This is a genomic window from Levilactobacillus huananensis (genome assembly GCF_003946145.1).
Classification (GTDB): domain Bacteria; phylum Bacillota; class Bacilli; order Lactobacillales; family Lactobacillaceae; genus Levilactobacillus; species Levilactobacillus huananensis.
In genome coordinates this window covers 1-22,373 of record NZ_RHOC01000019.1, presented here as the reverse complement: position 1 = coordinate 22,373, position 22,373 = coordinate 1, and the positions used below count along the sequence as shown (strand labels likewise).

Sequence of the window (22,373 nt, the reverse complement as noted above, 5' to 3'; positions counted from 1 at the left end):
AATATCGCTTGAATCGTTTGGATAACCAACCCTTTATGACCGTGGGTTTAATTGCGATCATGGTCGTGGTCTATCTGGCCATGACCGTTAGTGGGGGAAGCACCAATGTTAACGTCCTGATTACGTATGGGGCAAAGGTAAATGTCCTCATCCAACAAGGCCAGTGGTGGCGGTTAATCACGCCAATCTTCCTGCACATTGGATTTACCCATATCCTAATGAACATGATTACGTTATACTTTGTGGGAATTCAAATTGAAGCTGCCTTTGGGCATGCTCGATTCCTGGGAATCTTTCTGATTTCAGGAATTGGCGGAAATGTTGTGAGCTTTTGTTTCTCTGACAGCTTGTCTGCGGGGGCTAGTACCGCTATTTTTGGACTGTTTGGAGCTTTCCTGATGCTTGGAGAATCATTCTGGCAGAACCCTAGCATTCGGCAACTCTCACAAACCTTTCTCGCTTTTGTCGTTATGAACATATTGTTTGACCTCTTTGCCCCGGGAATTGATCTCGCTGGGCATATTGGGGGATTGGCTGCCGGATTCTTGGTAGCGTATACATTTGGTGTTCCAAGAATTGGTCGAGTTAATACAATAAAACGAGTCGTAGCGACCGGGGTCCTTATTGTTGGATTGGTCTGGTTGTATATGAACGGGTTAAGCCGCTAAATGGCCAAAATGGCTCGTGCAATTTCATGGAGGTTGTGGGACAATGAAAACGTTATATGATGTTCAACAGCTACTTAAAAAATTTGATATATACGTGTACGTGGGTAAGCGAATGTGGGACATCGAAGTGATGGCCTTAGAGCTGAATAATCTGCGAAAAGCAGGGGTTGTTGATACCGACACCTTCATTGCGGCTAAACTCGTTTTGCGCCATGAACATCGTATTGAAGTAGAAAAAGCAAGAGATAAACACCAATCCATTGGAGGGATTTAGAGTTATGGCACGTAATTTAATCGGAATCGACTTGGGTGGAACAACCACCAAGATGGCCTTCTTGTCCGTTGCGGGCGAAGTCCTTGCAAAGTGGAGTATTCCTACAGATATCTCTGATGAAGGAAGCCACATTGTGCCAAACATTGTGACGTCCATCAATCAACATATCAGTAATTCAGAATTCAGTAAGAATGATTTTATTGGAATCGGTATGGGGACGCCGGGGTCCGTCGACATTGAAAATGGAACGGTCATTGGTGCCTTCAACTTGAACTGGACGAAGCGGCAGCGTGTGCGCGATCAGATCCAAGCTGGTATCGGGTTGCAATTCATTCTGGACAATGATGCTAATGTGGCGTCATTGGGTGAATACTGGAAGGGTGCCGGAGAAAAAGATGACGATGTTGTCTTTGTGACCTTAGGAACTGGTGTCGGTGGCGGGGTCATTGCCGGTGGACACCTCCTTCATGGGGTAAATGGTGGTGCTGGTGAACTTGGCCATGTGACCGTTCAACCTAATGGTTACCTGTGTACCTGTGGGAAACGTGGTTGTCTCGAACAGTATGCGTCCGCAACGGGAGTGGTTCATGTTGCTGCCGATATGGCTAAGGACTTCATGGGGACTTCCCGCTTAAAGGAAATGGAAGACAATCAAGAGAGTGTAACCTCTAAGATGGTTTTCTACCTGGCTGATAATGGGGATATTCTGGCAAACCAAGTGGTTGACCGGGTTACTTTCTATCTTGGCTTGGCCTTGGCCAATGTGGCCAACATCTTGAACCCTGCCAACATTATCATCGGTGGGGGCGTGTCAAATGCCGGAAACACCTTGTTACAACCAACGACCCGTTACTTCCAAGAAAATGCCTTCCCTTCAGTTCGGGATTCAACCAAGCTACGGTTGGCACAATTGGGTAACGACGCCGGAATCATCGGTGCCGCATCCTTAGCACTGCGTTTTCAAAAAACAAATTAATAAACGGCTTAACGAGTCTGTGGAATTAGGAAGGGCGAATTAGTTTTGGTTATTGGAGCAGCAGGTACAATTTCAGTATGGACGGTCTATTTGATCATCCTTATCGTTCTCATCGCGGTTTGGGGCGCTTGGCAATGGTCAACGGTCATTCGGCGTAACCGCGTGGCTAAGGTCATCGATGAAGCGACTTTCCAAGCGGGTATGCGCAAGGCCCAAGTCGTGGATTTACGTGAAAAGAAGGAATTCGATGCGGGTCACATTTTGGGCGCACGAAACATTCCTTATTCAACGTTTAAGGCCTACTACAAGCAGCTGCGGGATGACCTTCCCATCTACTTGTATGACCAAAGTAAGGCTTTGAGCACGCGGGCCGCTTTGATCCTGGGTAAGGACGACTACAAAGAAATCTACATCTTGAAATCGGGTTATGCTCGGTGGCAAGGCAAGACCAAGAAAACAAAGTATTAAACAAAAAATGGGCGCCCCGGCAATTAACCGAGACGTCCATTTTTACTGTGATTGATTAACCGTTGTGAGCTGAGTGGCTCTTCCGATTAGCGCGCTTTCGGTTTTCTTCAAACCGAGATTCTTGATCCTCAATTGGTTCAACAACAGTTTTCTTGAAAGAGAAGACTGCACCGGCAACAGCACTCGCAGTTGCCACAACGCCAAAGATAAATCCCTTGGTAAAATGCTTCATCATAACTCGACTCCCATCATCGTAGAATTTAAGTTATCCGCTTCCATTATGCCGTTTATCAGCGAAAATTGCTAGCGATTAGAGGAAGACGGACGGTAAAAGTTTCGCAAAATGACTGGGATTTTGTGGTAACCTTGCTAGTGGAAAGAAAATGAGGGGTGATGAGATGGGACAAACCCAACGGACACAGGTCTTCGCACATCGCGGGAGTGCTGGTACACTACCGGAAAATACCCTGATGGCCTTTGAAGCGGCCTTGACCGCGGGTGCCGATGGCATCGAGACGGATGTTCAATTGTCACGAGATGGCCGGTTAGTCATCATTCACGATGAGACAGTCGATCGGACTACAGATGGCACCGGTGCGGTGAAAGATCTGACGTTAGCCCACTTGCGGAAGCTGGATGCGGGTGATCCGCAGCGACAGCTATCGGCAACCATCCCCTTGCTGGATGAGGTGGTGGATCTATTGAACGACCGTCACTTCACTGGAAGTCTAAACCTCGAATTAAAAACGAATAAGTATCCCTATCCAGGACTTGAGAATCGCGTGGCGACGTACTTTGCCCAGCGCTTCCGGTCATTCAAACTGGTTTTCTCTAGCTTTCGGCCCCAGTCGTTGATTACCCTGCAACGGCTTTATCCACAGGCAGAATATGCGCAGCTCTTTCAGGCGAATAGTCATTGGGCCAAACGTCTATTACGGCGTCATCAGGTGGCAGAGTGGCATCCGGATATTCGCTGGGTCAAAGCTCATCGCTTCTGGTTACCGCGGGTGCAATTGCGTCCGTGGACAGTCAATCGGCCGGCAGACATGAGCTATTGTTTTCGCCATCATTTTCGCGGCATCATCACGGACTATCCGGCTCGGGCAGTCCAGTTACGACGTCACATACAAGGAGATTAGAGTCATGGAAAAGGTTTTAGCAATTGTCGGTCCTACTGCAGTGGGGAAGACGGCACTAGCGATCGCGTTAGCGCAAAAATTCAATGGTGAAATTATCTCGGGGGATTCGATGCAGGTTTATCGGCATCTCGATATTGGCACGGCAAAAGCAACGCCAGCAGAACAGGCTCAAGCGGTCCATCATCTAGTCGATGTTTGTGATGTTGATGAACAGTTCACGGTGGCCAAGTTCGTGGCGGCTACCCAAGAACTGATTACAGAGATTCATGATCGGGGGCATTTGCCAATCATTGCTGGTGGGACGGGGTTCTACCTCCAAGCACTGTTTGACGGTCTGCGGTTAGGATCGTCGGCTCCTGGTGATTCAGCAGCTCGAGAAAAGTTCCAAGCCATCGCAGCTGAAGAGGGTCCCCAAGCACTGTGGCAACGACTGGCGGACCAGGATCCCGTGGCGGCTAGTAAGATACCAGTCACCAACGTTCGTCGTACAGTACGGGCCTTGGAAGTGATTGATGTGACAGGGCGTCCGTTCTCCCATCAAGCAGATAGCGGGGCCCAATATGATGAACGCTATTTGGCATTAAATACCGATCGCGCCTTGTTATATGATCGGATTGACCAACGAGTCGATCAGATGGTGGCGGCTGGCTTAACAGACGAAGTCGCCTGGTTAGCCGCGCAGGGAGGCACGGCACTTCCGGCGGCTACAGGGATTGGTTATCGAGAATTGTTACCGGTCATCGACCAACCGGATGCCTGGCCGGCGGCAGTCGACCAGATTAAGCAGGACTCTCGACACTATGCCAAACGTCAGCTAACCTGGTTTCGTAATCAAACGACGGCGACTTGGTATGATTTGGTGCAACATCCCGAGCAACGGGCAATTATTGACGACCAAGTGGGGCAATGGTTAAGGAGTTAATAAAATCTTTTACTTTCATGTTAGAAAAGCTGACATGAAAGCTTGACTCGCGTTGTCCAGGTGGTATGATGGCATCATAAGTTAAGGGGGCCAGTCGAATGAAGGAGAAGGAATTACGGCGATCATTAGCCGTTTTGCCAATGGGAACTGTCATGAAACTGACGAGCCTGACTGCTCGGCAGATTCGCTATTATGAAGCACAGGGCTTAATTACTCCTGAACGGAGTGACGGCAATCGGCGCTTGTATTCACTCAACGATGTAGATCGCTTACTGGAAATTCGAGATTACTTGGCAGATGGCGTTAATATCGCCGGGATTAAGGCAATCTACGATCAGCAGAACGCGGCTACGATGGCCAAGCAGTCGGCCCAGCAACAGCCTTTGACCGATGAAGATGTCCGGCGAATTTTGCAGGATGAATTCATTCGTCAAGGAGGACTGGGTCATCCTAATTCTGGGATTCAGCGACCCTTTTAACCCGATCGACATTAGACGACAAGATAACTGACAGGGAGCGATTTTGGATGGTAAAAGCAACCAATACGAAGGACGATATTCGCCGTATGGCGAAGGAAGAAAACGTTAAGTTTTTGCGGTTAATGTTTACGGATTTATTTGGTACGATCAAGAACGTTGAAGTGCCAATCAGTCAATTAGGCAAGTTACTCGATAACAAGTTAATGTTTGATGGGTCTTCAATCGATGGATTCGTCCGGATTGAAGAAAGTGACATGTACTTATATCCAGACCTCTCGACTTGGATGATCTTCCCTTGGAGTACCGAACGTGGCAAGATTGCGCGGGTTATCTGTGAGGTCTACACGACCGATGGCAAGCCTTTCGAAGGTGATCCACGTAATAACTTGATCCGGGTCTTAGATGACATGCGTAAGGCTGGTTTTACCGATTTCAACATCGGACCGGAACCAGAATTCTTCCTGTTCAAGATGGACGAAAACGGCAAGCCAACCACGGAACTCAATGACAAGGGGAGTTACTTTGATATGGCACCCATGGACTTGGGTGAAAACTGTCGTCGTGAAATCGTATTGACCATGGAGGATATGGGGTTTGACGTTGAAGCTGCGCACCATGAAGTTGCTCCTGGTCAACATGAAATTGACTTCAAGTATGCTGATGCCTTGACCGCTGCCGACAACATCCAAACTTTCAAGCTGGTTGTTAAGACTATTGCTCGGAAGTATGGTTTGTATGCCACCTTCATGCCAAAACCTTTGGCTGGCATTAACGGGTCAGGGATGCATTTGAACATGTCTCTTTTCCATGACCAGGGCAATGCCTTTTACGACGCCAAAGGCAATATGGAACTGTCTGAAGATGCGTTCCACTTCCTGGGTGGGTTGCTCAAACACGCTCGGAGCTTTACCGCCATCTGTAACCCGATTGTCAACAGTTATAAGCGTTTAGTTCCTGGCTATGAAGCACCGGTTTACGTCGCTTGGTCCGGTTCTAACCGCTCACCTTTGATTCGGGTACCAAATTCTCGTGGGTTATCTACGCGGTTGGAATTGCGGAGTGTCGACCCAGCAGCCAACCCATACCTGGCTATCGCTGCCGTACTGGAAGCCGGCCTGGATGGCTTACGGAACCAACTCGCCCCTCGTGAGGCAGTTGACCGTAATATTTACCGCATGGATGCTTCCGAACGGCAGGAGAATCACATTACCAACTTGCCAGACACCTTGCACAACGCCTTGAAGGACTTAGCGGCCGATGATGTGATGCGTGGCGCCATGGGTGAACACCTCTTCCAGAGCTTCATCGAAGCCAAGACCTTGGAATACGATTCTTATCGGACCCAAGTCTCACAATGGGAACGTGATCAGTACCTGGAACTCTATTAAAAATAATGATTGACAGCTTTGGCCGTCAAACTAACATAGGATCGATCTTGCGGGTCGGTCCTTTTTTGCTACTTAAGAGGGGACAAAGAGGAAAGCGGTTAAAAAAATCCTTGTTTTCAAGTGAAATTCGGCTAAACTGCTTTATTCTGTTCTCATTTTTGGTAACATAAAGATATAACCAAATGTTTTCAGCAACGGCTAGGGAACATGAGAATGAGGGATAATCCATGGAAAACCAAGAACAACAAGCTAGTGCAGCCGATATTTTAACGCAAGCGATTGCAAACAAACTAGACTACTTGAGTACCATGCAAGCAGCGGTTCAACACGGCGATGACCGAAAAATCTACGAACTGCTTGATCAAGTTCGCTATTACCAGGAAGTAAAGAAGACGCGGACCAAGCGCGCCGTGAATCATTTAGCTGAACTGGTCGATAACATTCATCCCCAGATTAGCCATTATTTGAGTGACAATTTAATCGATTATTTAGGACACATCTATCCGTTCTTCTACTACGAAGAATACACAACTGGTTTATTCCATATTTACTTTGGAAATTGGTGGGATCGGCGTCTATTCGGCGATCTGGACGTGGTGAACGTTCGTTTTGACTTCGACAAGACTGAATATCAGAAACTACGCGATTCCTTTGCCTTGGAGAGCCAGAGTCAACGGCTCAACACGGCCAAGATCGAGGCAGTCTCTGCTGAAAGCGAACGGCTCCAACAGCTAGTGGATGCACAAGACGACCGGGACAAGCAAAAGGCGGAACTTCGCGACCAACTCAAGGAAAATAGTGGCAAGAGTAGCATGCCATGGGAATCTGGGAAGGTTAAGGAAGAACGTCAAGCGATTATTGACCAATTGACCAAGTTAGCTGATGAAGACGAGAAGGCTTTAAATGCCCACAAGTCAATCAAGGCAAACGATGACCGGATCTTGGTCTTGTCCAAGGAAGATACCATTTTGAATTACGAAAAACAGAGCATTCGCGATGCCTTTGATGATTTCGAACACTTTGAGGCACACAATGCCAGCCTATACGCAGACTACTTGAATAGCCTGTTAGGCAAGAGCGAGGGTGAGGTGACGGTCGATGATTAATGAAAATGACCCATCGACACTGACCACGAGTGGCCGGCTCCTGAACTATAACGAAGCTATCAAGACTGGTCTTGAGACCGGTTTAACCTTCACAAAGTTAATGGATCAGCTAATTCGGACCACAGATCCCGACGAACTAGTCAGTGCAGCCACCCAATTAGCTGATTTTCAACTTGACTCGGATTATGTGACATTCCCGCATCAATATAGCAACGCGGATTACTACTTACTCTTCATGTCACGGATGTTGGAGTTACATGATCAGGGAAATCAGATCATTCTTCAGTCACGGGATCACCGTGAGGAATTGACGCAACAGCTGACGTCGCTGGGCGACCGTGGCACATTTAACTTCCGCGTTGAACCTTCTGCTAATGGCGGGGTGTTCTACCGGGAGCGGGCCACAGGACAATCCCTGTTCTACCTGAACCTAGAACGTAAGATGTTGCGGTTTAACAGTCATGCTTTGACCCAACTCTTCGTGATTGATTTACACGAGACGGTACCAGCTGAGACGGTCAAAACCTCTGTTCAGGTCTTAATTGACTTTGCGCGCTACTTGAAGGAAGACTACGGTTACTCCGTGGACTTTAACCTTCTGGATGCTGCTAATCGGCAAAATTATGCCGTACGCGCGGCAGATTTGCCAGCCGGCATCGTCGATCGCTTGTTTGTGGTCGCCGCTCAAAATGATTACATGTTAACGAATGGTGTCAACGGCAACGGGGCAGAGATTATCTTAGATGAAGGTGTGGTTGTCGACATCTTTAATAATCAATTGTCAGGTCAACCAGAGTGGGTCCTGACGGTTCATGACGATGACCAGAAGATTTCTTGGTTTGACGTGCTCTTGAAATACCCATTCATGCGTGATTGGTACTTAGAAAACTTGACGGAGTTGGAGATTAAATCCGATCCGTTGATCTTCGGCTAGGAGGTAAAGTAGCGTGTTAGAGTTAGCCAAATTGGTTCAGCAATCCATTGCCTTGGACGAACAGATTACGGCCGATAAGGACATTGAAATGTCTCGCCAGTCGCAGATTGAGAATGCCTATGTGGCGTTAGACGTTGAACTGGCTGAAATTGCCAATACTTCGGAGTGGTTCAAGGTTTGGAAGACGCACCGTGGTAAGGCGACTGATGGTCAGACAGCGCGAGAAACGTTATTGACCGAGTATACCGATGCCATGGACTTCTTCTTTTTGGTTGCGGCTAAGAAGACTTGGACCCATCTGATCATGACGACTGAAGAGGATCTGACTGGGCTCGAAAAGAGTCGGCCAGCTAAAGATCTCGATCAGCAATATTTAATCTTGAAACGCATGGTGTTTAACAGTCACTTTGCACATCGTCAGGAAGATTTCCGTCATGCTTGGCGGCTCTTTCTGAAATGGGGCTTCGTGGATTTCGGCTTCAGTCAAGACGAGATTCAAGCAGCCTATGAGGCCAAACGTCAGGTCAATCTCGACCGACAGGCACATAATTATTGAAGGATACTGAAGGAATCGTGGCGTAAGTTTCGATTCCTTTTTGCGACTCATGGGAAGGGAGGCCATCATTATCGGACAACAAGATCCACGTGTCGTGCGGACCAATGAGCGGTTACGACAAGCACTCAGCCAGCTTTTTCAGCAGAAGACTGTTCGACAGATTTCAGTTCAGCAGTTGACCAAGACCGCTGAGATTACGCGAGGAACCTTCTATCTTCATTACAAAGACAAGGCAGATTTCTTAACCCAGACCGAGCAACAGGTGATTACGGAATGGTTTGATGCGGCGAAGACAACCCTGGCACCAGATGGTGAACTGGTACGCGGCTTTGCGTTGGGGCCAGCACTACGCTATGTAGATACTAATCACCGGATCTTGTCGGTGCTGTTTGACCCACAATTTTTACAATTCCGGCCACAGCTTCGACAACGTTTTTCCCAGGAGTTAGAGGCCTATAGCCAACACGTCCCGGTAACGTCAAACCCACCGCTAGATGTGCAGATTACCTTCTTAACGTCCAGTTTTCTGGGCTTGGTTGAGGCTTGGTTAGCGGATAATCGTCGGTACCGGCCAGACTTCTTAGCACAGGCCTTTCGTCAGCTAGCCGCCAGTGAAGTGACCATTTTGGCTGATTGGTTCTCGTTAGTGGGATTGGATTCAGCACTGGTCACAGAAAAAGCTTGACGTAGGGAATCCCATCAAGTATAATTTTCATGTTGTATTTGTGGACTTCCACAGCTGCAACCGCTCGGGACGAGTCATTAAGTTTTCCGCTTGCGGAGCACTTGTTCTCGGCGAGTCTAAGTCTAACTATATAAGGAGGTGCACATCCATGTACGCAATTATCGTAACTGGCGGCAAGCAGTACAAGGTCGAAGCAGGCCAAGCTGTTTACGTCGAAAAGTTGAACGTTGAAGCTGGTGAAAAGGTTACTTTTGACCAAGTTGTCTTTGTCGGTGGTGACAAGCCTAAGATCGGGACGCCAACTGTTGCAGGCGCAACCGTAACTGGAACTGTTGAAAAGCAGGGTCTGGAAAAGAAGGTTGTTTCTTACAAGTACAAGCCTAAGAAGGGCCAACACACGAAGGTAGGTCATCGTCAACCATATACCAAGGTTGTCGTTGATGCTATCAACGCTTAAGCTCAAAGATTAAAGAGGCGATTGCCGTGATTCATGCGACGTTCCACCATGGAACCAACCGAATCAATTCATTTCAAATCACTGGCCATGCTGACTCAGGTGAGTATGGTCAAGACATTGTTTGTGCTGCGGTATCGGTGCTTGCGATCAGTACTGTCAATGGCTTACAACGGGTCGCTTCGATTCCGGTGCAGGTCGACAATCGTGATCAGGCAGGGGGCTTTCTGGAAGTTACCCTACCACCAAAGCTGGAAGCAACGGCCGAATTAAAGGGACAGACGCTCCTCCAGAGTTTTGAAGATGGATTAAAGGACGTAGCCGAAAATTACGCGGATTTTGTCAAATTCGCTCAAATAAAAGATTAAATTTGCGGAGGTGAAACAGATGCTGATGAACATGAACTTACAATTCTTCTCTCACCATAAAGGGGGTGGGTCCACTGCCAACGGTCGGGACTCAGCTGGTCGTCGTCTTGGAACGAAGGCTGCTGATGGCTCTATCGTTACCGGTGGCTCAATCCTTTTCCGTCAACGTGGAACGCACATTTATCCTGGCGTAAACGTTGGCCGCGGTGGTGACGATACTTTGTTCGCTAAGGTTGCTGGTGTTGTTAAATTTGAACGACTCGGCCGTAACAAGCGACAAGTATCCGTTTACCCAGTTGCAGAAGAAGCAGCTAAATAACACGAGGTTTTCCTCGTACGACTGAAGAGCTTGAGGCGAGACCAATTCGCTTTGAGTTCTTCTTTTTTCTCTTAGAAAGCAAGGGAGGTTCGGTCCATGACAACTCGAATTGAACGGTTACAAGCGCAATTTGATCGGTTAAGTATCGATAGTTTCTTGGTTTCCAACGCCAGCAACCAACAGTATCTCGCAGGGGCTAGCTTGGAGGGCGGTGACGGGTATTTGCTCGTCACGGCACATGATGTGGTGTTCATCACTGACGCCCGTTATCAGACGGAGTTTCAAGCCACGGTGCCACAGATGCCACTGGTGATTACCCGCGATTACTTGCAGGCCGTTAATGACCGCTTACAGGCCGCTGGAGCCACAGTGCTCGGGATTGAGGATAGTTTACCGCTCAATGAGTATCAGTGGTTAGACGAGCATCTGTTAACGGACATCGTGCCGATGACCGGAGTCGTTGACAATCTCCGTCAGATTAAGGATGATGCCGAATTGGCTGCGATTCGCCGGGCAACCGCGCTGACGAGTCAAGGATTGCGCGCGCTATTTGACCAGATTAAGGTCGGTCAAACGGAGCGGCAGGTGGCCAACTGGCTCGGTGAATGGATGCTGGATCATGGTGCGACCGGTACGAGCTTTGAGACGATCGTAGCGAGTGGGCAACGGTCGGCTTGGCCACATGGATCGGCAAGCGACAAGGTTCTAGCCGACCACGAGATGGTGACTATTGACTGTGGATTCTACGTTGATGGGTACACGTCTGACGTGACTCGAACCGTTGCATTGGGTGATCCTGGTGAACATTTGCGCACAGCTTATCAGGCGGTGGCAGATGCTCAACAGGCGATCATTGCGGCGGTCAAACCAGGGGTTACCGGTGGTGAGCTTGATCAGATTGGTCGAGATTTACTAACGGATCGCGGTTTTGGCGATGCTTTTATCCACGGAACCGGTCATGGGATTGGACTAGACATCCACGAGGGACCAAACATTGGTCGTCATTGGCCAGATGTTATGGCCGCTAACGAAGTCATCACGGTTGAACCCGGGGTGTATTTTGCTAACGAGGGTGGCTTGCGAATTGAAGACGATATCTTGGTTACGGCGACTGGGCACGAGATCCTCACGACTGCCCCACGGAATTTAATTATTCTGTAAGTCGGCTACTGTCTTGCTTTTTATGGGTAAGAATTGATATTATAAAGAGGACATATTTTAGGAGGCTACAACATTATGGCAATTTCTACTGCTGATTTTAAAAATGGTTTAACTATCGAAGTTGATCACGCTATCTGGCGGATCGTTGAATTCCAACACGTCAAGCCCGGTAAGGGTGGCGCTTTCGTACGTTCAAAGCTTAAGAACTTACGGACGGGTGCCGTTCAAGAAAAGACATTCCGTTCTGGTGCCAAGATGGAATTAGCTGACATCCAAACTCGTAGTATGCAATACCTTTACGAGGATGGGGACAGTCGTGTCTTCATGGATACGGACAACTTCGAACAAATCGAAGTGCCTTCAGAGTCTATCCAAGACCAACTCTTGTACTTACAAGAAAACATGAATGTGAACTTGATTCAATACGGTTCCGAAGTCTTAGGGATCGAAGTTCCAAACACGGTTGTTTTGGAAGTTAAGGCTACTGAACCTGGTATCAAGGGGAACACGGCTTCTGGTGGTTCCAAGCCTGCTACGATGGACACTGGTTTAGTTGTTCAAGTGCCTTTCTTCGTTAACGAAGGGGACAAGCTTTCAATCAACACGACCGATGGGACCTACATTTCCCGTGCTTAATTAGTCCAACGTTTAATCAGTAAGGGAGGGTCAATGAATGGCAGAAGATACTAATATCATTTTAGAATCAAAGGAACCCGCACTCGGCAGAATTGAGGTGGCCCCACAAGTCCTCGAAATTATTGTGGGCATTGCGGCCAGCCAAACCGAAGGCGTTGCGCGGATGCGTGGTTCACTGGCAAACAGCGTGACGGAACTCCTTGGCCGTAAAGAACAACACGGCAAGGGTGTCAAGTTGGTGTTTGACGGCGATGAATTAGCAGTTGACGTGTACGTTTACTTGGATTACGGGGTAGCGGTTCCTAAGGTTGCCTTAGCCATTCAAGACAGCGTAAAACAACAATTGTTGTTCATGACCGACCTTGATTTACGTGAAGTTAACGTTCACGTGGAAGGCGTCATTCCCGAAAAGACGGCGCAACAGGTCGATCCCGATCACCTGTTTAACCAGAGCGACGAAGGAGACAGTGACCAATAGTGACACTTACACGACATCAGATTCGGGAACGCGCATTCCAAATGCTATTTGCATTAAATGCCAACCCTGAAGCCGATCATGACGCGCTCTATCAGCGTGTTCTGACCGATGATCCCAACCAAATCGTCCCCGTGCCGGAGTACTTGTCGACGCTGGTTAACGGTGTTCTTCAGTACCAAACAGAACTGGACGCACAAATCGACCAGTACCTGAGCACCGGGTGGCAATTAAAACGAATTGCGAAGACAGATCTTGTGATCATGCGACTCGCATTCTTTGAAATTGACCACGTAGATGAAGTGCCTGACCGGGTGGCCGTCAACGAAGCCTTGGAATTAGCCAAGATGTTCAGTGACGACCGTTCTCGACGGTTCATCAATGGGGTATTGGCCCACACACTGGACAATGAGCCCAACCAAGAAGATTAATTGAGAAGCCTGAGACCTTATGTCTTAGGCTTTTTTATTTGGTTCCGGTGACTGGTTGGTTGATCAGAAAGTCGGGGGAATCGACACCCCGTTTTCAGAAAAGATATGCTAAAATGGAAGTTAAACTTTGTAAGATTTTTGGGGAGGATGAGAATTTATGACGACCATTATTGATGGTAGACAATTGGCCAAGGACCTGAACGCACAGACCCAACAGCGCGTCGCTAAGCTAGCGGAACGGGGAATTACGCCCGGACTTGCCGTGATTATCGTGGGGGATGACCCGGCCAGCGCCTTATACGTGCGTAATAAGCATCGTAAGGCTGTAAAGCTGGGCATTAAGTCTGTCGTCCGCAAATTACCCGCAACGGTTAGTCAGGCCGATCTGATGGGGGTTGTGACCGAATACAATCAGGACTCGACCATCAATGGGATTCTTGTTCAATCACCGTTACCCCGAGGACTCGACGAACAAGCGGTTGTTGCTGCCATTGATCCCAAAAAGGACGTGGATGGTTTCCATCCCGTTAATGTGGGTCGCCTCTTCAATAATTTACCAGGAAATTATCCGGTGTCTTGTACGCCACGGGGAATTATGACCATGTTGGCGTCTCTTCACGTTCATTTGCGGGGAAAGCGTGCCGTGATCGTCGGCCGCAGCCGGATTGTAGGCCGACCTATGGCCGCAATGCTTCTGAATGCTGATATGACAGTCACAACGGCTCATGTGTATACCAAACATCTGAGTGATATCACCCGCGAAGCCGACGTTTTGGTGGTGGCAACCGGTGTGGCACATTTGATTACCGTTAATGACGTTAAGCCTGGGGCTATCGTGATTGATGTGGGGATGGATCGCGATGATGAAGGCAATCTAACTGGAGATGTGGACTTCGACGGAGTCTTTGACCGCGCCGGAGCCATCACACCCGTTCCCGGTGGTGTGGGTCCCATGACCATCGCGACTCTGATGCAACAAACCGTGGATATTTGTGAGTGGAGTGAGCAACGTGGCAACCAATGATTATTTAACGGTAACGGCCTTAACGCAATATTTAAAGCGTAAATTTGATGTGGATCCTTACTTGGGGAAGATTTACCTGACGGGTGAAATTTCCAATTTTCGCTTACGGCCGCATGCCCATCAGTACTTTAGCCTGAAGGACGATCACGCTAAAATTAACGCGATTATGTTTCGGTCGGCCTTTGAAAAACTAAAATTCACACCGGAGACTGGGATGAAGGTCTTGGTTACTGGACGAATTTCCTTGTATGAACCCAGTGGGAGCTATCAGATCTACGTCGAGCGCATGGAGCCAGACGGGATCGGGCAACTTTACCAGGCTTATGAACAATTAAAAAAGAAGCTAGAGGCAGAAGGGTTGTTTAGTGCGCCTAAACGTCTCCTACCGCACTTCCCCAAACGGATTGCGGTGATTACCAGTCCCAGTGGAGCGGTCATTCGCGATATTATTACGACGACCCGGCGACGCTATCCGATCGCTCAGATCGTGTTGTATCCCGCCGTGGTTCAAGGGGATGGTGCAGCCCCAGACCTGGTGCGCCAGATTCAGAGAGTAAATGCTAATGGCAGTTATGACACTTTGATTATCGGTCGTGGTGGGGGATCAATTGAAGATCTTTGGCCATTCAACGAGGAATCAGTGGCACGGGCCATTGCCGCCAGTCGCATTCCGATTATCTCCTCGGTGGGTCACGAAACGGATACCACGATTGCCGACCTGGTAGCCGATGTCAGGGCAGCGACGCCCACGGCTGCGGCCGAGCTGGCGGTTCCCGTCTTAAATGACGAGATTCTAAAACTCCAACAGCAACGTACCCGACTTTACAATGCCATGGCCAATCGAATCAATTTTCAGCAGGAACGCCTGAACAAACTTTTGAAGGCCTATGTATTCCAACAACCGCAGCGTCTCTACGAGACCTATGTGCAACGTTTAGATCACGCCCAACAAGGCCTGCAACGTAACATGCAGACGCAGTTGCGCCAACAGGCACAGCGCGTGGCGCTGGCCCAACAAGGGTTGCTCAGTCGTAACCCACTAGCTCGGGTACAACGCGGACAGCAGGATGTGGACCAACTACGGACGCGGTTGACGGCCGCAGCCACCCGCTATTTGGCTACCCAACGAGAAAAAGTCGGGCGCTTAGTCAACGGCCTGGACTATCTGAGTCCACTGAAGATCATGGGTAGAGGCTACGGGTACGTGGTTCAAGACGACCATGTGGTTCGCCATATTACAGATTTAAAGCAGGAGACGGCCACCATTCATTTGGATGGCGGGAGCGCTTCCGCAGAGATTACGGGCATTACACCAGATAAGGAGACCCAACAAGATGACTGAAAAAAAACAACCAACTTTTGAAGAAAATTTAACCACGCTCGAACAGATCGTGACGCAGTTGGAACAAGGCGATGTGCCTTTGGAAGAAGCGCTCGCCCAATTTAAGAAGGGTGTCGACCTTAGTAAGACCCTCCAGACAACGCTTCAAGGTGCCGAAAAGACGCTGGCAACGATGATGAATGACAATGATCAGGAACAGGCCTTTGAGACCCCTCAAGGAGGATCTGACAATGCCGATTGAGACTCAGTTGGCAACGTTTGAGGCCACCTGGTTACCTCGATTGAATGCACCGCTAGCCGATGCCATTGCTCAGGACACGGGTGACGGTCGCTTAGCTGCGGCCATGCAGTATTCGGTTTTAGCCGGGGGCAAACGCTTGCGGCCCTTATTGACGGTAGCGACGTTGCAGACGCTGGGGCAGACCATCGACCTTAAACAGGAGTGGCGGCCGATTATGGCGCTGGAATTGTTGCATACCTATTCATTGATTCACGATGACTTACCGGCCATGGATAATGATGATCTGCGGCGGGGTGAACCGACCAACCATGTGAAGTTTGGGGCCGGAATGGCCACGCTTGCGGGTGATGGTCTATTGACGCTGGCCTTCCAATGGTTGACGGCAACCGACCTCGACTCTGCCGTTCAGGCAGAGTTGGTGGCATCATTGGCTCAGGCGGCTGGTCCGGCGGGCATGGTAGCGGGGCAGGCCAAGGACATTCAGTCCGAAGCCGTTGACTTACCCTTAGCCGATTTGCGCGTGCTACATAAGGAAAAGACAGGGGCCTTGCTACACTATGCTGTTGCGGCAGGACTTATTATGGGTGGTGTCCCACTGGCAGAGCGCGAGGCTTACTTGCGATTTGCTGATGCCTTTGGTCTGGCTTTTCAGATCTACGACGATATCTTAGATGTCGTGGGCACGGCAGCGGAGTTAGGGAAAGCCACACAAAAGGATGCAGTGGAAGCCAAGAATACCTATCCTGGCAAACTTGGTCTGCAGGGGGCTAATCAAGAACTCATCCAGACCATTGCGGCCGGACAGGCAGCGCTGAATGATCTTCCTGCTGGTACCGATGCCTCATTATTACGGGCATTCTTTAGTTATTTTGACACGAAGCGGGTGAAAGCATGAAGAAAAAGCGAGTCGCGGAGTTATTAGTAGAACAAGGTTTATTTGAAGAGCTCGATGATGCGAAGCGTGCGGTCATGGCCGGGGAAATTCTGGGGACTAATGAAGAACGTTTGGACAAGCCGGGAACGTTGATTCCAGCCGATACCGAATTGCATTTAAAGGGTCATCCGTTGCCTTATGTGTCACGAGGCGGTTTCAAATTGGCTAAGGCACTCGAGGTCTTTGACATTGATGTGACCGATCGAGTGGTTCTAGATATTGGGTCATCGACCGGGGGCTTTACGGATGTGATGCTCCAGAATGGGGCAAAGCTCAGCTATGCCTTAGACGTCGGGAGTAATCAGTTGGTATGGAAACTCCGTGAAGATCCGCGGGTCGTGGTCATGGAACACACGAACTTCCGGTACAGTCAGTTGGCCGACTTTACCCATGGCCAGCCAACCTTCAGCTCGATCGATGTGTCCTTTATCTCATTGAAGCTCATTTTGCCACCATTGAAGGGCATTCTTGCTACTGGTGGTGACGTGGTTGCACTCATTAAACCCCAATTTGAAGCCGACCGTGAGGACGTTGGATCCCACGGAATTATTCGGGATCGTGCCGTTCACGCCAAGGTGGTCCAGAGTATCATTGATTTTGCCGTGGCCACTGGCTACAGTGTCTTAGGACTGGATTATTCACCAATTAAGGGTGGCGAAGGAAATATTGAGTTCCTCGTTCATCTCAAATCAGTTGATAAAAATGCAGTCTGTGTAAGTTCAGTTTCCGTTGAAAGCACGCTTGATGCGGCTTACGAAGGCCTAAATAAATAGATTATGAGAAATTTATGAGAATTTGCTTTCCAAATACTAAGCTCTGGTATATGATAAGATTATGCATTTTATCCGTATAAGGGGGGCCAAGTATGAAGAAACAGGAACGCCAACAGCTATTAAAACGTTTATTAACTGCGCGAGAAATTGAACGACAAGAGGATTTTGTCCATCTCCTCGCTGAGGATGGGATTCATGTGACCCAGGCCACTATCTCACGGGATATTAAGGAGATGCAGCTGGTCAAGCTCCCCGCGGAGTCCGGCGGTTATCGCTACAGTCTTCCGGTTCAGAAAAAGATTGATACGCAGAAAAAATTACAACGCACCTTGCAGAATGCCTATGTTTCCTTCGCCATTCAGGGCGATCTAACGATCCTGAAGGTGTTACCTGGTAATGGCCCAGTTATTGCGTCGTTATTGACGCAAATGCGATATGAATTTGTATTTGGGGCGCTGGGTGATGATAGCTCGGTACTCACCGTTTGTGTTTCCCATCAGGGTGCCTTACAATTGGAAAAGACGATTAACCGCATGATTGCGGATTAGAAACCGACCACGACTGACTAACCAGCACAAGCTGATAAGCAGCGGTGGTCGTTTTATTTAGGGGGTCAACACGTGTTACAAGAACTGTCGATTAAAAATTTTGCAATTATCGACCACCTCGACGTGGCCTTTAAGAATGGCATGACCGTTTTAACTGGAGAAACCGGTGCCGGGAAGTCCATCATTATTGACGCTGTGGGCTTACTTGCTGGTGGTCGGGGCTCGGCCAATTTCGTGCGGACAGGGACCGACAAGGCGATCATCCAAGGGAGTTTTATCTTTCCGACTGGCGGAACAACCTATCGTGTCTTGGACGATCTGGGGATCGATCATGATGACGGCAGTGTCATCCTCCAAAGAGAGATTCACGCTAGTGGGCGGAACACTTGTCGGGTCAACGGCATGCTGGTCAATACCAGCACCTTGAAACGGATTGGTGAGACGGCCGTGGACATTCATGGGCAAAATGAGCATCAGGAACTGATGCAACCAGAGAAGCACTTGGGAATGCTCGATGAATTTGCTGGGGCCAAGGTGGCAAAACTTCGCGAAAATTATGGACAGATCTATCGGCGCTATACCCAACTACAATCGACACTGGAGAACCGGCGGACGAACGAGAAGGAATGGGCGCAACACTTAGACATGTTGACCTTCCAAGTCAATGAAATTGAATCCGCTAATCTCCAACCGGGGGAAGAGGATAAGCTGGTGGCCGAACGGGACCGTTTGGATAATTATCAACGAATCAACGACGCCCTGCAACGCAGTCAGATGACGTTGACGGGGGAAGAAACTGCACCGGGCGTGACCGATCAACTCAGCAATGCCTTGCAAGCCATGCAGGGCATTGCCGACTTTGATGCGGCCTTTAAGCAGATAAGTGATAGCCTGGAAACAGCGTACTATGCGTTAACGGATGCTGTGGGGGCGGTGTCGTCGCAGCTGGATTTGCTAGAGTGGGATGAAGGCCGACTCGATGCCATTGAGCAACGGTTGGACGTCATCAATCAGCTTAAACGTAAATATGGGGATTCTGAATCACAGGTCCTTAAGTATTATGATAAGATTGCCGCAGAATTGAAACAGATGCAGGCTACTGATGAGCAGGCCGACGACTTGGAAGAACAGGTTGCAGCTCAGGAAACCAAGCTTCACGAGGTTGGAGAAGCGTTAAGTGAAGCTCGACATCATGCGTCAGAGAAGTTGGAAAAAGCCATTCACGCGGAGCTCGCGGATCTCTATATGGCCAAAACAGTCTTTGCTGTCCGGTTCTCTCGTTCTAAGAACGAAGACTTGTTAAGCACTGGATTGGACCACGTGGAATTTTATTTGCGAACCAATCCCGGAGAAGCCATGCGTCCTTTGGCGAAGATTGCGTCCGGTGGAGAATTGTCCCGAATCATGTTGGCTCTAAAGACCATTTTCTCGGAGTCACAGGGTATTACGTCTATCATTTTTGATGAGGTGGACACGGGGGTCAGTGGCCGAGTGGCTCAGGCAATTGCTGAGAAGATCAGTGGTATTGCAAGAGAATCTCAGGTTTTGTGTATCACCCACTTACCTCAGGTAGCGGCTATGGCCGATCACCATTACTTCATTGCAAAGAAGATCGTGGGTGAACGGACTGAGACTTCGCTGACACGTTTAGACGAATCCAACCGAGTGGATGAATTGGCTCGGATGTCAGCCGGTACTCAGGTGACAAAGTTAGCTTTGGAACACGCACATGAATTACTGAAATTAGCTGATGAGGTCAAGAATTCACAGCCTAATAGTAAAAATGAATAAGTGTATAATTAAGCCGCTATCGGGTGATTGATAACGGCTTTTATTATTGGCGCTAGCTTAGTTCAATACTATTACAAATTACCCCTTAAATTAGATCCGAGATTGATATATAATTAAACTAGTAAACAAAAACGGTGTAGAGGTGTGTGTCATGTGGAAGAGAATTGGCGTATTAGGATTTAGTTTGTTAGCTGGGCTACTTATTTTGATGGGTGTTGGTCAGATAAAGGCCAATGCCTCGGATTTGACGAGTCAAGTATCTGGAGTTGACAGTCCGTCTTTGATTATGGAAGATGGCGTTTCTGATCCTATTACAGCGGGAACAGATTTATACAGCGGACAAAATTACAAACTGACCTATAACTGGAGTATTCCTAACGAAACGACAGTTCATGATGGTGATACAATTACTGTCACTTTACCAGATACTTCTAGCTATACGGGCGTAGATAGTGTTTATGTCAAAAACAATGATGATCCTGGAGTTACTGTAGGAACTATGAGGCAAGATCCAAGCGATATTCATAAATTCATTATCACGTTCAATGACTCCTTATCCAAAACGAATACTGGTCGACAAGGTGGCATGCTTTTCTATGTCCAAGGAACTAAGGAAAAAGATTCAGGTTCTGGCGGAGATAATACATCGCTGATTACGAAGAGTGGCTGGATTCCCAAGGGTGATCCAACAGTTAATGGCATACCAACTCGAGTTCTGTGGCAGGTTGTGGTTAATCCAAACGAAAAGAATCTTGGGGATGTAACAGTGAAGGATCAGATTGGTCCGCACCAAGATTTTGATGAAGATGCTGCTGATGTTCCTGTTGCAAGCTTGGCCGATGGGACTAAGGTGCCCTTGACTTATAGTGGATCCGGATCTGCAGTGACATTTAAACTTAAGAATGTTACACAGAAAATTGATATTTATTACTTTACTAAGGTTCAAACTGAAGATTATGCTGATCAATCTTGGGGACAATTCAGTAACTATGCAGTGCTTACAAGTACATCAGGTGGTGGGAGTTCAACTGCTGATCCAGGAACTCCAGATGGTGTTCCTGCGACTCAGACGGTTGTCAAAAACTTTACTTGGGGAGCAGAAGCTGATATCGGAGGGACCTTCCTGGGAGCCTTCCAGTTAACTAAGACAGCTTTGGGTGACTCGAATACCTTTTTAGAAGGTGCTACGTATGATTTGCAGCGCCTGTCTTCAGAAAGTACTTGGGAAAATTATCAGACTGGGTTAACCACAGATAAGAATGGGATCGTGAGGGACCCAAGTATTGAGCCGGGGACGTACCGTTTGATTGAAACGGCTGCACCAGATGGTTATTTACTAAATAGTACTCAGAATCCGTTGAGCACGGCAGTTACACCCGCTGAATTTACAATTGCTACTACGGATGGAAATACTGTCCATACGTTAACACAAAGTGATAGTCCTAATGGCGCAACTCTAATTAAGAAAGATGGCGCAGAGAAACGTCTCGAGGGTGCGGAGTATCAATTGGTTAAAGGTACCGAAGCAGGGCCCGATGACAGTTCGGTTGTAAAGGGTGATTTGGTTACGGACAGTAAAGGCCAAGTTACTGTCAGCCAGTTAGCTCCTGGAATTTATTACTTTGAAGAAATGAAAGCTCCTGAGGGCTATAACAAAAATACTGACCCAGTTAAAGTGACCATCACAAATAAAGATGAGACTGTGCAAACAGTGGAACAACATGATACGTCTGCAGAAAGTAGTTCTAGCTCCAGTTCTAGCTCCAGTTCTAGCTCCAGTTCTAGCTCCAGTTCTAGCTCCAGTTCTAGCTCCAGTTCTAGCTCCAGTTCTAGCTCCAGTTCTAGCTCCAGTTCTAGCTCCAGTTCTAACTCCAATTCCAATTCCAATTCTAATTCCAGTTCTAATTCCAGTTCTAGCTCAAGATCAAGTACGAGTGTTAATTCCTCAATGACTTCCGGTAAAATTGCCAATGGTGCGATAACGTCAACGAGCAATAGCCATGGACCTAAGAGTGGTCGTTCTGCCGCCAAGCCTAAGGGCTTACAACGTTACTTGCCAAAGACGAATGAACAGAAGAGTTTAGCTGCCATGATTATTGGCCTGGCACTCTTTGGTATCGGCCTAAGTCTTTGGGAATGGAACCGTGCTTGGTTACGGTCACTGAAACATTAATTTAGTCAAAAAAATAACGCCTCCTAGTCTATGCACTAGTCCCTGTCAAGTTGACAGTTGAAATAATATAATTTTTAGTATTGCTTAAGCGGCTTCATCGCGGTATTC

28 protein-coding genes and 1 other annotated feature are annotated in these 22,373 nt (G+C 48.3%); of the genes, 27 read left to right on the top strand and 1 reads right to left on the bottom strand.

The features are described 5' to 3' along the window. Positions 1-35: 35 nt before the first annotated feature. Genes EKM71_RS10465 through EKM71_RS10450 form a run of 4 tightly spaced genes read left to right on the top strand, consistent with a single transcriptional unit; the run spans position 36 to position 2,386 of the window. The gene (locus EKM71_RS10465; protein ID WP_125574556.1) at positions 36-668 is read left to right on the top strand and encodes a rhomboid family intramembrane serine protease; all 633 of its coding nucleotides are present in this window, start codon (positions 36-38) and stop codon (positions 666-668) included. 43 nt (positions 669-711) lie between these two features. Further along, on the top strand, positions 712-942 hold the full coding sequence (locus EKM71_RS10460; protein WP_125574549.1) for a YqgQ family protein: 231 nt from the start codon (positions 712-714) through the stop codon (positions 940-942). A 4-nt stretch (positions 943-946) separates the two neighbouring features. Next, on the top strand, positions 947-1,918 hold the full coding sequence (locus EKM71_RS10455; RefSeq protein WP_125574548.1) for an ROK family glucokinase: 972 nt from the start codon (positions 947-949) through the stop codon (positions 1,916-1,918). A gap of 45 nt (positions 1,919-1,963) precedes the next feature. After that, positions 1,964-2,386, top strand: coding sequence for a rhodanese-like domain-containing protein (locus EKM71_RS10450; protein WP_125574547.1), 423 nt, complete (start codon positions 1,964-1,966; stop codon positions 2,384-2,386). Positions 2,387-2,441: 55 nt separating this feature from the next. Here EKM71_RS10450 and EKM71_RS10445 read toward each other — a convergent pair whose 3' ends face one another. Beyond that, positions 2,442-2,618, bottom strand: a complete 177-nt coding sequence (locus EKM71_RS10445) for a DUF3042 family protein (protein ID WP_125574555.1) — start codon at positions 2,616-2,618, stop codon at positions 2,442-2,444. A 166-nt stretch (positions 2,619-2,784) separates the two neighbouring features. Between EKM71_RS10445 and EKM71_RS10440 the strand changes: the two genes are divergently transcribed. From EKM71_RS10440 to EKM71_RS10330, 23 genes are all read left to right on the top strand, one after another. Beyond that, positions 2,785-3,525, top strand: a complete 741-nt coding sequence (locus EKM71_RS10440; RefSeq protein ID WP_125574546.1) for a glycerophosphodiester phosphodiesterase — start codon at positions 2,785-2,787, stop codon at positions 3,523-3,525. Positions 3,526-3,529: 4 nt separating this feature from the next. After that, complete coding sequence (miaA, locus tag EKM71_RS10435) at positions 3,530-4,447, top strand: tRNA (adenosine(37)-N6)-dimethylallyltransferase MiaA (protein WP_125574545.1); 918 nt, start codon at positions 3,530-3,532, stop codon at positions 4,445-4,447. 98 nt (positions 4,448-4,545) lie between these two features. Next, on the top strand, positions 4,546-4,926 hold the full coding sequence (locus tag EKM71_RS10430; RefSeq protein ID WP_057877939.1) for a MerR family transcriptional regulator: 381 nt from the start codon (positions 4,546-4,548) through the stop codon (positions 4,924-4,926). Between the two features lie 47 nt (positions 4,927-4,973). After that, a complete protein-coding gene (glnA, locus tag EKM71_RS10425) occupies positions 4,974-6,314 on the top strand; it encodes a type I glutamate--ammonia ligase (protein ID WP_125574544.1) in 1,341 nt (446 codons plus the stop codon). A 227-nt stretch (positions 6,315-6,541) separates the two neighbouring features. Next, positions 6,542-7,420 (top strand): exonuclease SbcC, encoded by an 879-nt coding sequence (locus tag EKM71_RS10420; protein ID WP_125574543.1) that lies wholly within the window; start codon positions 6,542-6,544, stop codon positions 7,418-7,420. Beyond that, positions 7,413-8,354, top strand: coding sequence for a hypothetical protein (locus tag EKM71_RS10415; RefSeq protein WP_125574542.1), 942 nt, complete (start codon positions 7,413-7,415; stop codon positions 8,352-8,354). Before EKM71_RS10420 ends, EKM71_RS10415 begins: the two co-directional genes overlap by 8 nt. A gap of 13 nt (positions 8,355-8,367) precedes the next feature. Then, entirely contained in the window at positions 8,368-8,910 is a 543-nt protein-coding gene (locus EKM71_RS10410) for a dUTPase (protein WP_125574541.1), read from the top strand. A gap of 94 nt (positions 8,911-9,004) precedes the next feature. Beyond that, positions 9,005-9,595, top strand: a complete 591-nt coding sequence (locus tag EKM71_RS10405; RefSeq protein ID WP_225418041.1) for a TetR/AcrR family transcriptional regulator — start codon at positions 9,005-9,007, stop codon at positions 9,593-9,595. A 48-nt stretch (positions 9,596-9,643) separates the two neighbouring features. Further along, positions 9,644-9,723, top strand: a sequence feature (ribosomal protein L21 leader region). A 20-nt stretch (positions 9,724-9,743) separates the two neighbouring features. Then, positions 9,744-10,052, top strand: a complete 309-nt coding sequence (rplU, locus tag EKM71_RS10400) for a 50S ribosomal protein L21 (RefSeq protein ID WP_125574539.1) — start codon at positions 9,744-9,746, stop codon at positions 10,050-10,052. A 26-nt stretch (positions 10,053-10,078) separates the two neighbouring features. After that, entirely contained in the window at positions 10,079-10,417 is a 339-nt protein-coding gene (locus EKM71_RS10395) for a ribosomal-processing cysteine protease Prp (RefSeq protein WP_057877933.1), read from the top strand. 25 nt (positions 10,418-10,442) lie between these two features. Continuing rightward, a complete protein-coding gene (gene rpmA, locus EKM71_RS10390; RefSeq protein ID WP_125574554.1) occupies positions 10,443-10,736 on the top strand; it encodes a 50S ribosomal protein L27 in 294 nt (97 codons plus the stop codon). Between the two features lie 96 nt (positions 10,737-10,832). Beyond that, entirely contained in the window at positions 10,833-11,897 is a 1,065-nt protein-coding gene (locus EKM71_RS10385) for a M24 family metallopeptidase (protein ID WP_125574538.1), read from the top strand. A gap of 75 nt (positions 11,898-11,972) precedes the next feature. Then, on the top strand, positions 11,973-12,533 hold the full coding sequence (gene efp / locus EKM71_RS10380) for an elongation factor P (protein WP_125574537.1): 561 nt from the start codon (positions 11,973-11,975) through the stop codon (positions 12,531-12,533). A gap of 37 nt (positions 12,534-12,570) precedes the next feature. Beyond that, positions 12,571-13,011 (top strand): Asp23/Gls24 family envelope stress response protein, encoded by a 441-nt coding sequence (locus EKM71_RS10375; protein WP_057877930.1) that lies wholly within the window; start codon positions 12,571-12,573, stop codon positions 13,009-13,011. Then, positions 13,011-13,439 (top strand): transcription antitermination factor NusB, encoded by a 429-nt coding sequence (gene nusB / locus EKM71_RS10370; RefSeq protein ID WP_125546161.1) that lies wholly within the window; start codon positions 13,011-13,013, stop codon positions 13,437-13,439. The genes EKM71_RS10375 and nusB overlap by 1 nt, the downstream gene beginning before the upstream one ends. Positions 13,440-13,596: 157 nt before the next feature. Then, positions 13,597-14,463, top strand: a complete 867-nt coding sequence (locus EKM71_RS10365; RefSeq protein WP_125574536.1) for a bifunctional 5,10-methylenetetrahydrofolate dehydrogenase/5,10-methenyltetrahydrofolate cyclohydrolase — start codon at positions 13,597-13,599, stop codon at positions 14,461-14,463. Then, positions 14,450-15,805: an exodeoxyribonuclease VII large subunit gene (xseA, locus tag EKM71_RS10360; RefSeq protein ID WP_125574535.1), complete on the top strand. Its 1,356-nt coding sequence runs from the start codon at positions 14,450-14,452 to the stop codon at positions 15,803-15,805. Before EKM71_RS10365 ends, xseA begins: the two co-directional genes overlap by 14 nt. After that, a complete protein-coding gene (locus EKM71_RS10355; protein ID WP_125574534.1) occupies positions 15,798-16,046 on the top strand; it encodes an exodeoxyribonuclease VII small subunit in 249 nt (82 codons plus the stop codon). The genes xseA and EKM71_RS10355 overlap by 8 nt, the downstream gene beginning before the upstream one ends. After that, complete coding sequence (locus EKM71_RS10350) at positions 16,036-16,941, top strand: polyprenyl synthetase family protein (RefSeq protein WP_191986210.1); 906 nt, start codon at positions 16,036-16,038, stop codon at positions 16,939-16,941. Before EKM71_RS10355 ends, EKM71_RS10350 begins: the two co-directional genes overlap by 11 nt. After that, the gene (locus tag EKM71_RS10345) at positions 16,938-17,753 is read left to right on the top strand and encodes a TlyA family RNA methyltransferase (RefSeq protein ID WP_125574533.1); all 816 of its coding nucleotides are present in this window, start codon (positions 16,938-16,940) and stop codon (positions 17,751-17,753) included. The genes EKM71_RS10350 and EKM71_RS10345 overlap by 4 nt, the downstream gene beginning before the upstream one ends. Before the next feature lie 92 nt (positions 17,754-17,845). Continuing rightward, positions 17,846-18,301: an arginine repressor gene (locus tag EKM71_RS10340; RefSeq protein ID WP_125574532.1), complete on the top strand. Its 456-nt coding sequence runs from the start codon at positions 17,846-17,848 to the stop codon at positions 18,299-18,301. Positions 18,302-18,373: 72 nt separating this feature from the next. Further along, the gene (recN, locus tag EKM71_RS10335) at positions 18,374-20,092 is read left to right on the top strand and encodes a DNA repair protein RecN (RefSeq protein WP_125574531.1); all 1,719 of its coding nucleotides are present in this window, start codon (positions 18,374-18,376) and stop codon (positions 20,090-20,092) included. A gap of 151 nt (positions 20,093-20,243) precedes the next feature. Then, entirely contained in the window at positions 20,244-22,265 is a 2,022-nt protein-coding gene (locus EKM71_RS10330) for a SpaA isopeptide-forming pilin-related protein (protein ID WP_125574530.1), read from the top strand. The last annotated feature ends 108 nt before the right edge of the window (positions 22,266-22,373 follow it).

What these genes read in the sequence shown, in the direction of transcription:
- EKM71_RS10465 (WP_125574556.1), top strand. Translation starts at nt 36, where the DNA reads ATGACCGTGGGTTTAATTGCGATCATGGTCGTGGTCTATCTGGCCATG.
- EKM71_RS10460 (WP_125574549.1), top strand. Translation starts at nt 712, where the DNA reads ATGAAAACGTTATATGATGTTCAACAGCTACTTAAAAAATTTGATATA.
- EKM71_RS10455 (WP_125574548.1), top strand. Translation starts at nt 947, where the DNA reads ATGGCACGTAATTTAATCGGAATCGACTTGGGTGGAACAACCACCAAG.
- EKM71_RS10445 (WP_125574555.1), bottom strand. Translation starts at nt 2,618, where the DNA reads ATGAAGCATTTTACCAAGGGATTTATCTTTGGCGTTGTGGCAACTGCG.
- EKM71_RS10440 (WP_125574546.1), top strand. Translation starts at nt 2,785, where the DNA reads ATGGGACAAACCCAACGGACACAGGTCTTCGCACATCGCGGGAGTGCT.
- miaA (WP_125574545.1), top strand. Translation starts at nt 3,530, where the DNA reads ATGGAAAAGGTTTTAGCAATTGTCGGTCCTACTGCAGTGGGGAAGACG.
- EKM71_RS10430 (WP_057877939.1), top strand. Translation starts at nt 4,546, where the DNA reads ATGAAGGAGAAGGAATTACGGCGATCATTAGCCGTTTTGCCAATGGGA.
- glnA (WP_125574544.1), top strand. Translation starts at nt 4,974, where the DNA reads ATGGTAAAAGCAACCAATACGAAGGACGATATTCGCCGTATGGCGAAG.
- EKM71_RS10420 (WP_125574543.1), top strand. Translation starts at nt 6,542, where the DNA reads ATGGAAAACCAAGAACAACAAGCTAGTGCAGCCGATATTTTAACGCAA.
- EKM71_RS10415 (WP_125574542.1), top strand. Translation starts at nt 7,413, where the DNA reads ATGATTAATGAAAATGACCCATCGACACTGACCACGAGTGGCCGGCTC.
- rplU (WP_125574539.1), top strand. Translation starts at nt 9,744, where the DNA reads ATGTACGCAATTATCGTAACTGGCGGCAAGCAGTACAAGGTCGAAGCA.
- rpmA (WP_125574554.1), top strand. Translation starts at nt 10,443, where the DNA reads ATGAACATGAACTTACAATTCTTCTCTCACCATAAAGGGGGTGGGTCC.
- EKM71_RS10385 (WP_125574538.1), top strand. Translation starts at nt 10,833, where the DNA reads ATGACAACTCGAATTGAACGGTTACAAGCGCAATTTGATCGGTTAAGT.
- efp (WP_125574537.1), top strand. Translation starts at nt 11,973, where the DNA reads ATGGCAATTTCTACTGCTGATTTTAAAAATGGTTTAACTATCGAAGTT.
- EKM71_RS10375 (WP_057877930.1), top strand. Translation starts at nt 12,571, where the DNA reads ATGGCAGAAGATACTAATATCATTTTAGAATCAAAGGAACCCGCACTC.
- EKM71_RS10365 (WP_125574536.1), top strand. Translation starts at nt 13,597, where the DNA reads ATGACGACCATTATTGATGGTAGACAATTGGCCAAGGACCTGAACGCA.
- EKM71_RS10355 (WP_125574534.1), top strand. Translation starts at nt 15,798, where the DNA reads ATGACTGAAAAAAAACAACCAACTTTTGAAGAAAATTTAACCACGCTC.
- EKM71_RS10350 (WP_191986210.1), top strand. Translation starts at nt 16,036, where the DNA reads ATGCCGATTGAGACTCAGTTGGCAACGTTTGAGGCCACCTGGTTACCT.
- EKM71_RS10345 (WP_125574533.1), top strand. Translation starts at nt 16,938, where the DNA reads ATGAAGAAAAAGCGAGTCGCGGAGTTATTAGTAGAACAAGGTTTATTT.
- EKM71_RS10340 (WP_125574532.1), top strand. Translation starts at nt 17,846, where the DNA reads ATGAAGAAACAGGAACGCCAACAGCTATTAAAACGTTTATTAACTGCG.
- EKM71_RS10330 (WP_125574530.1), top strand. Translation starts at nt 20,244, where the DNA reads ATGTGGAAGAGAATTGGCGTATTAGGATTTAGTTTGTTAGCTGGGCTA.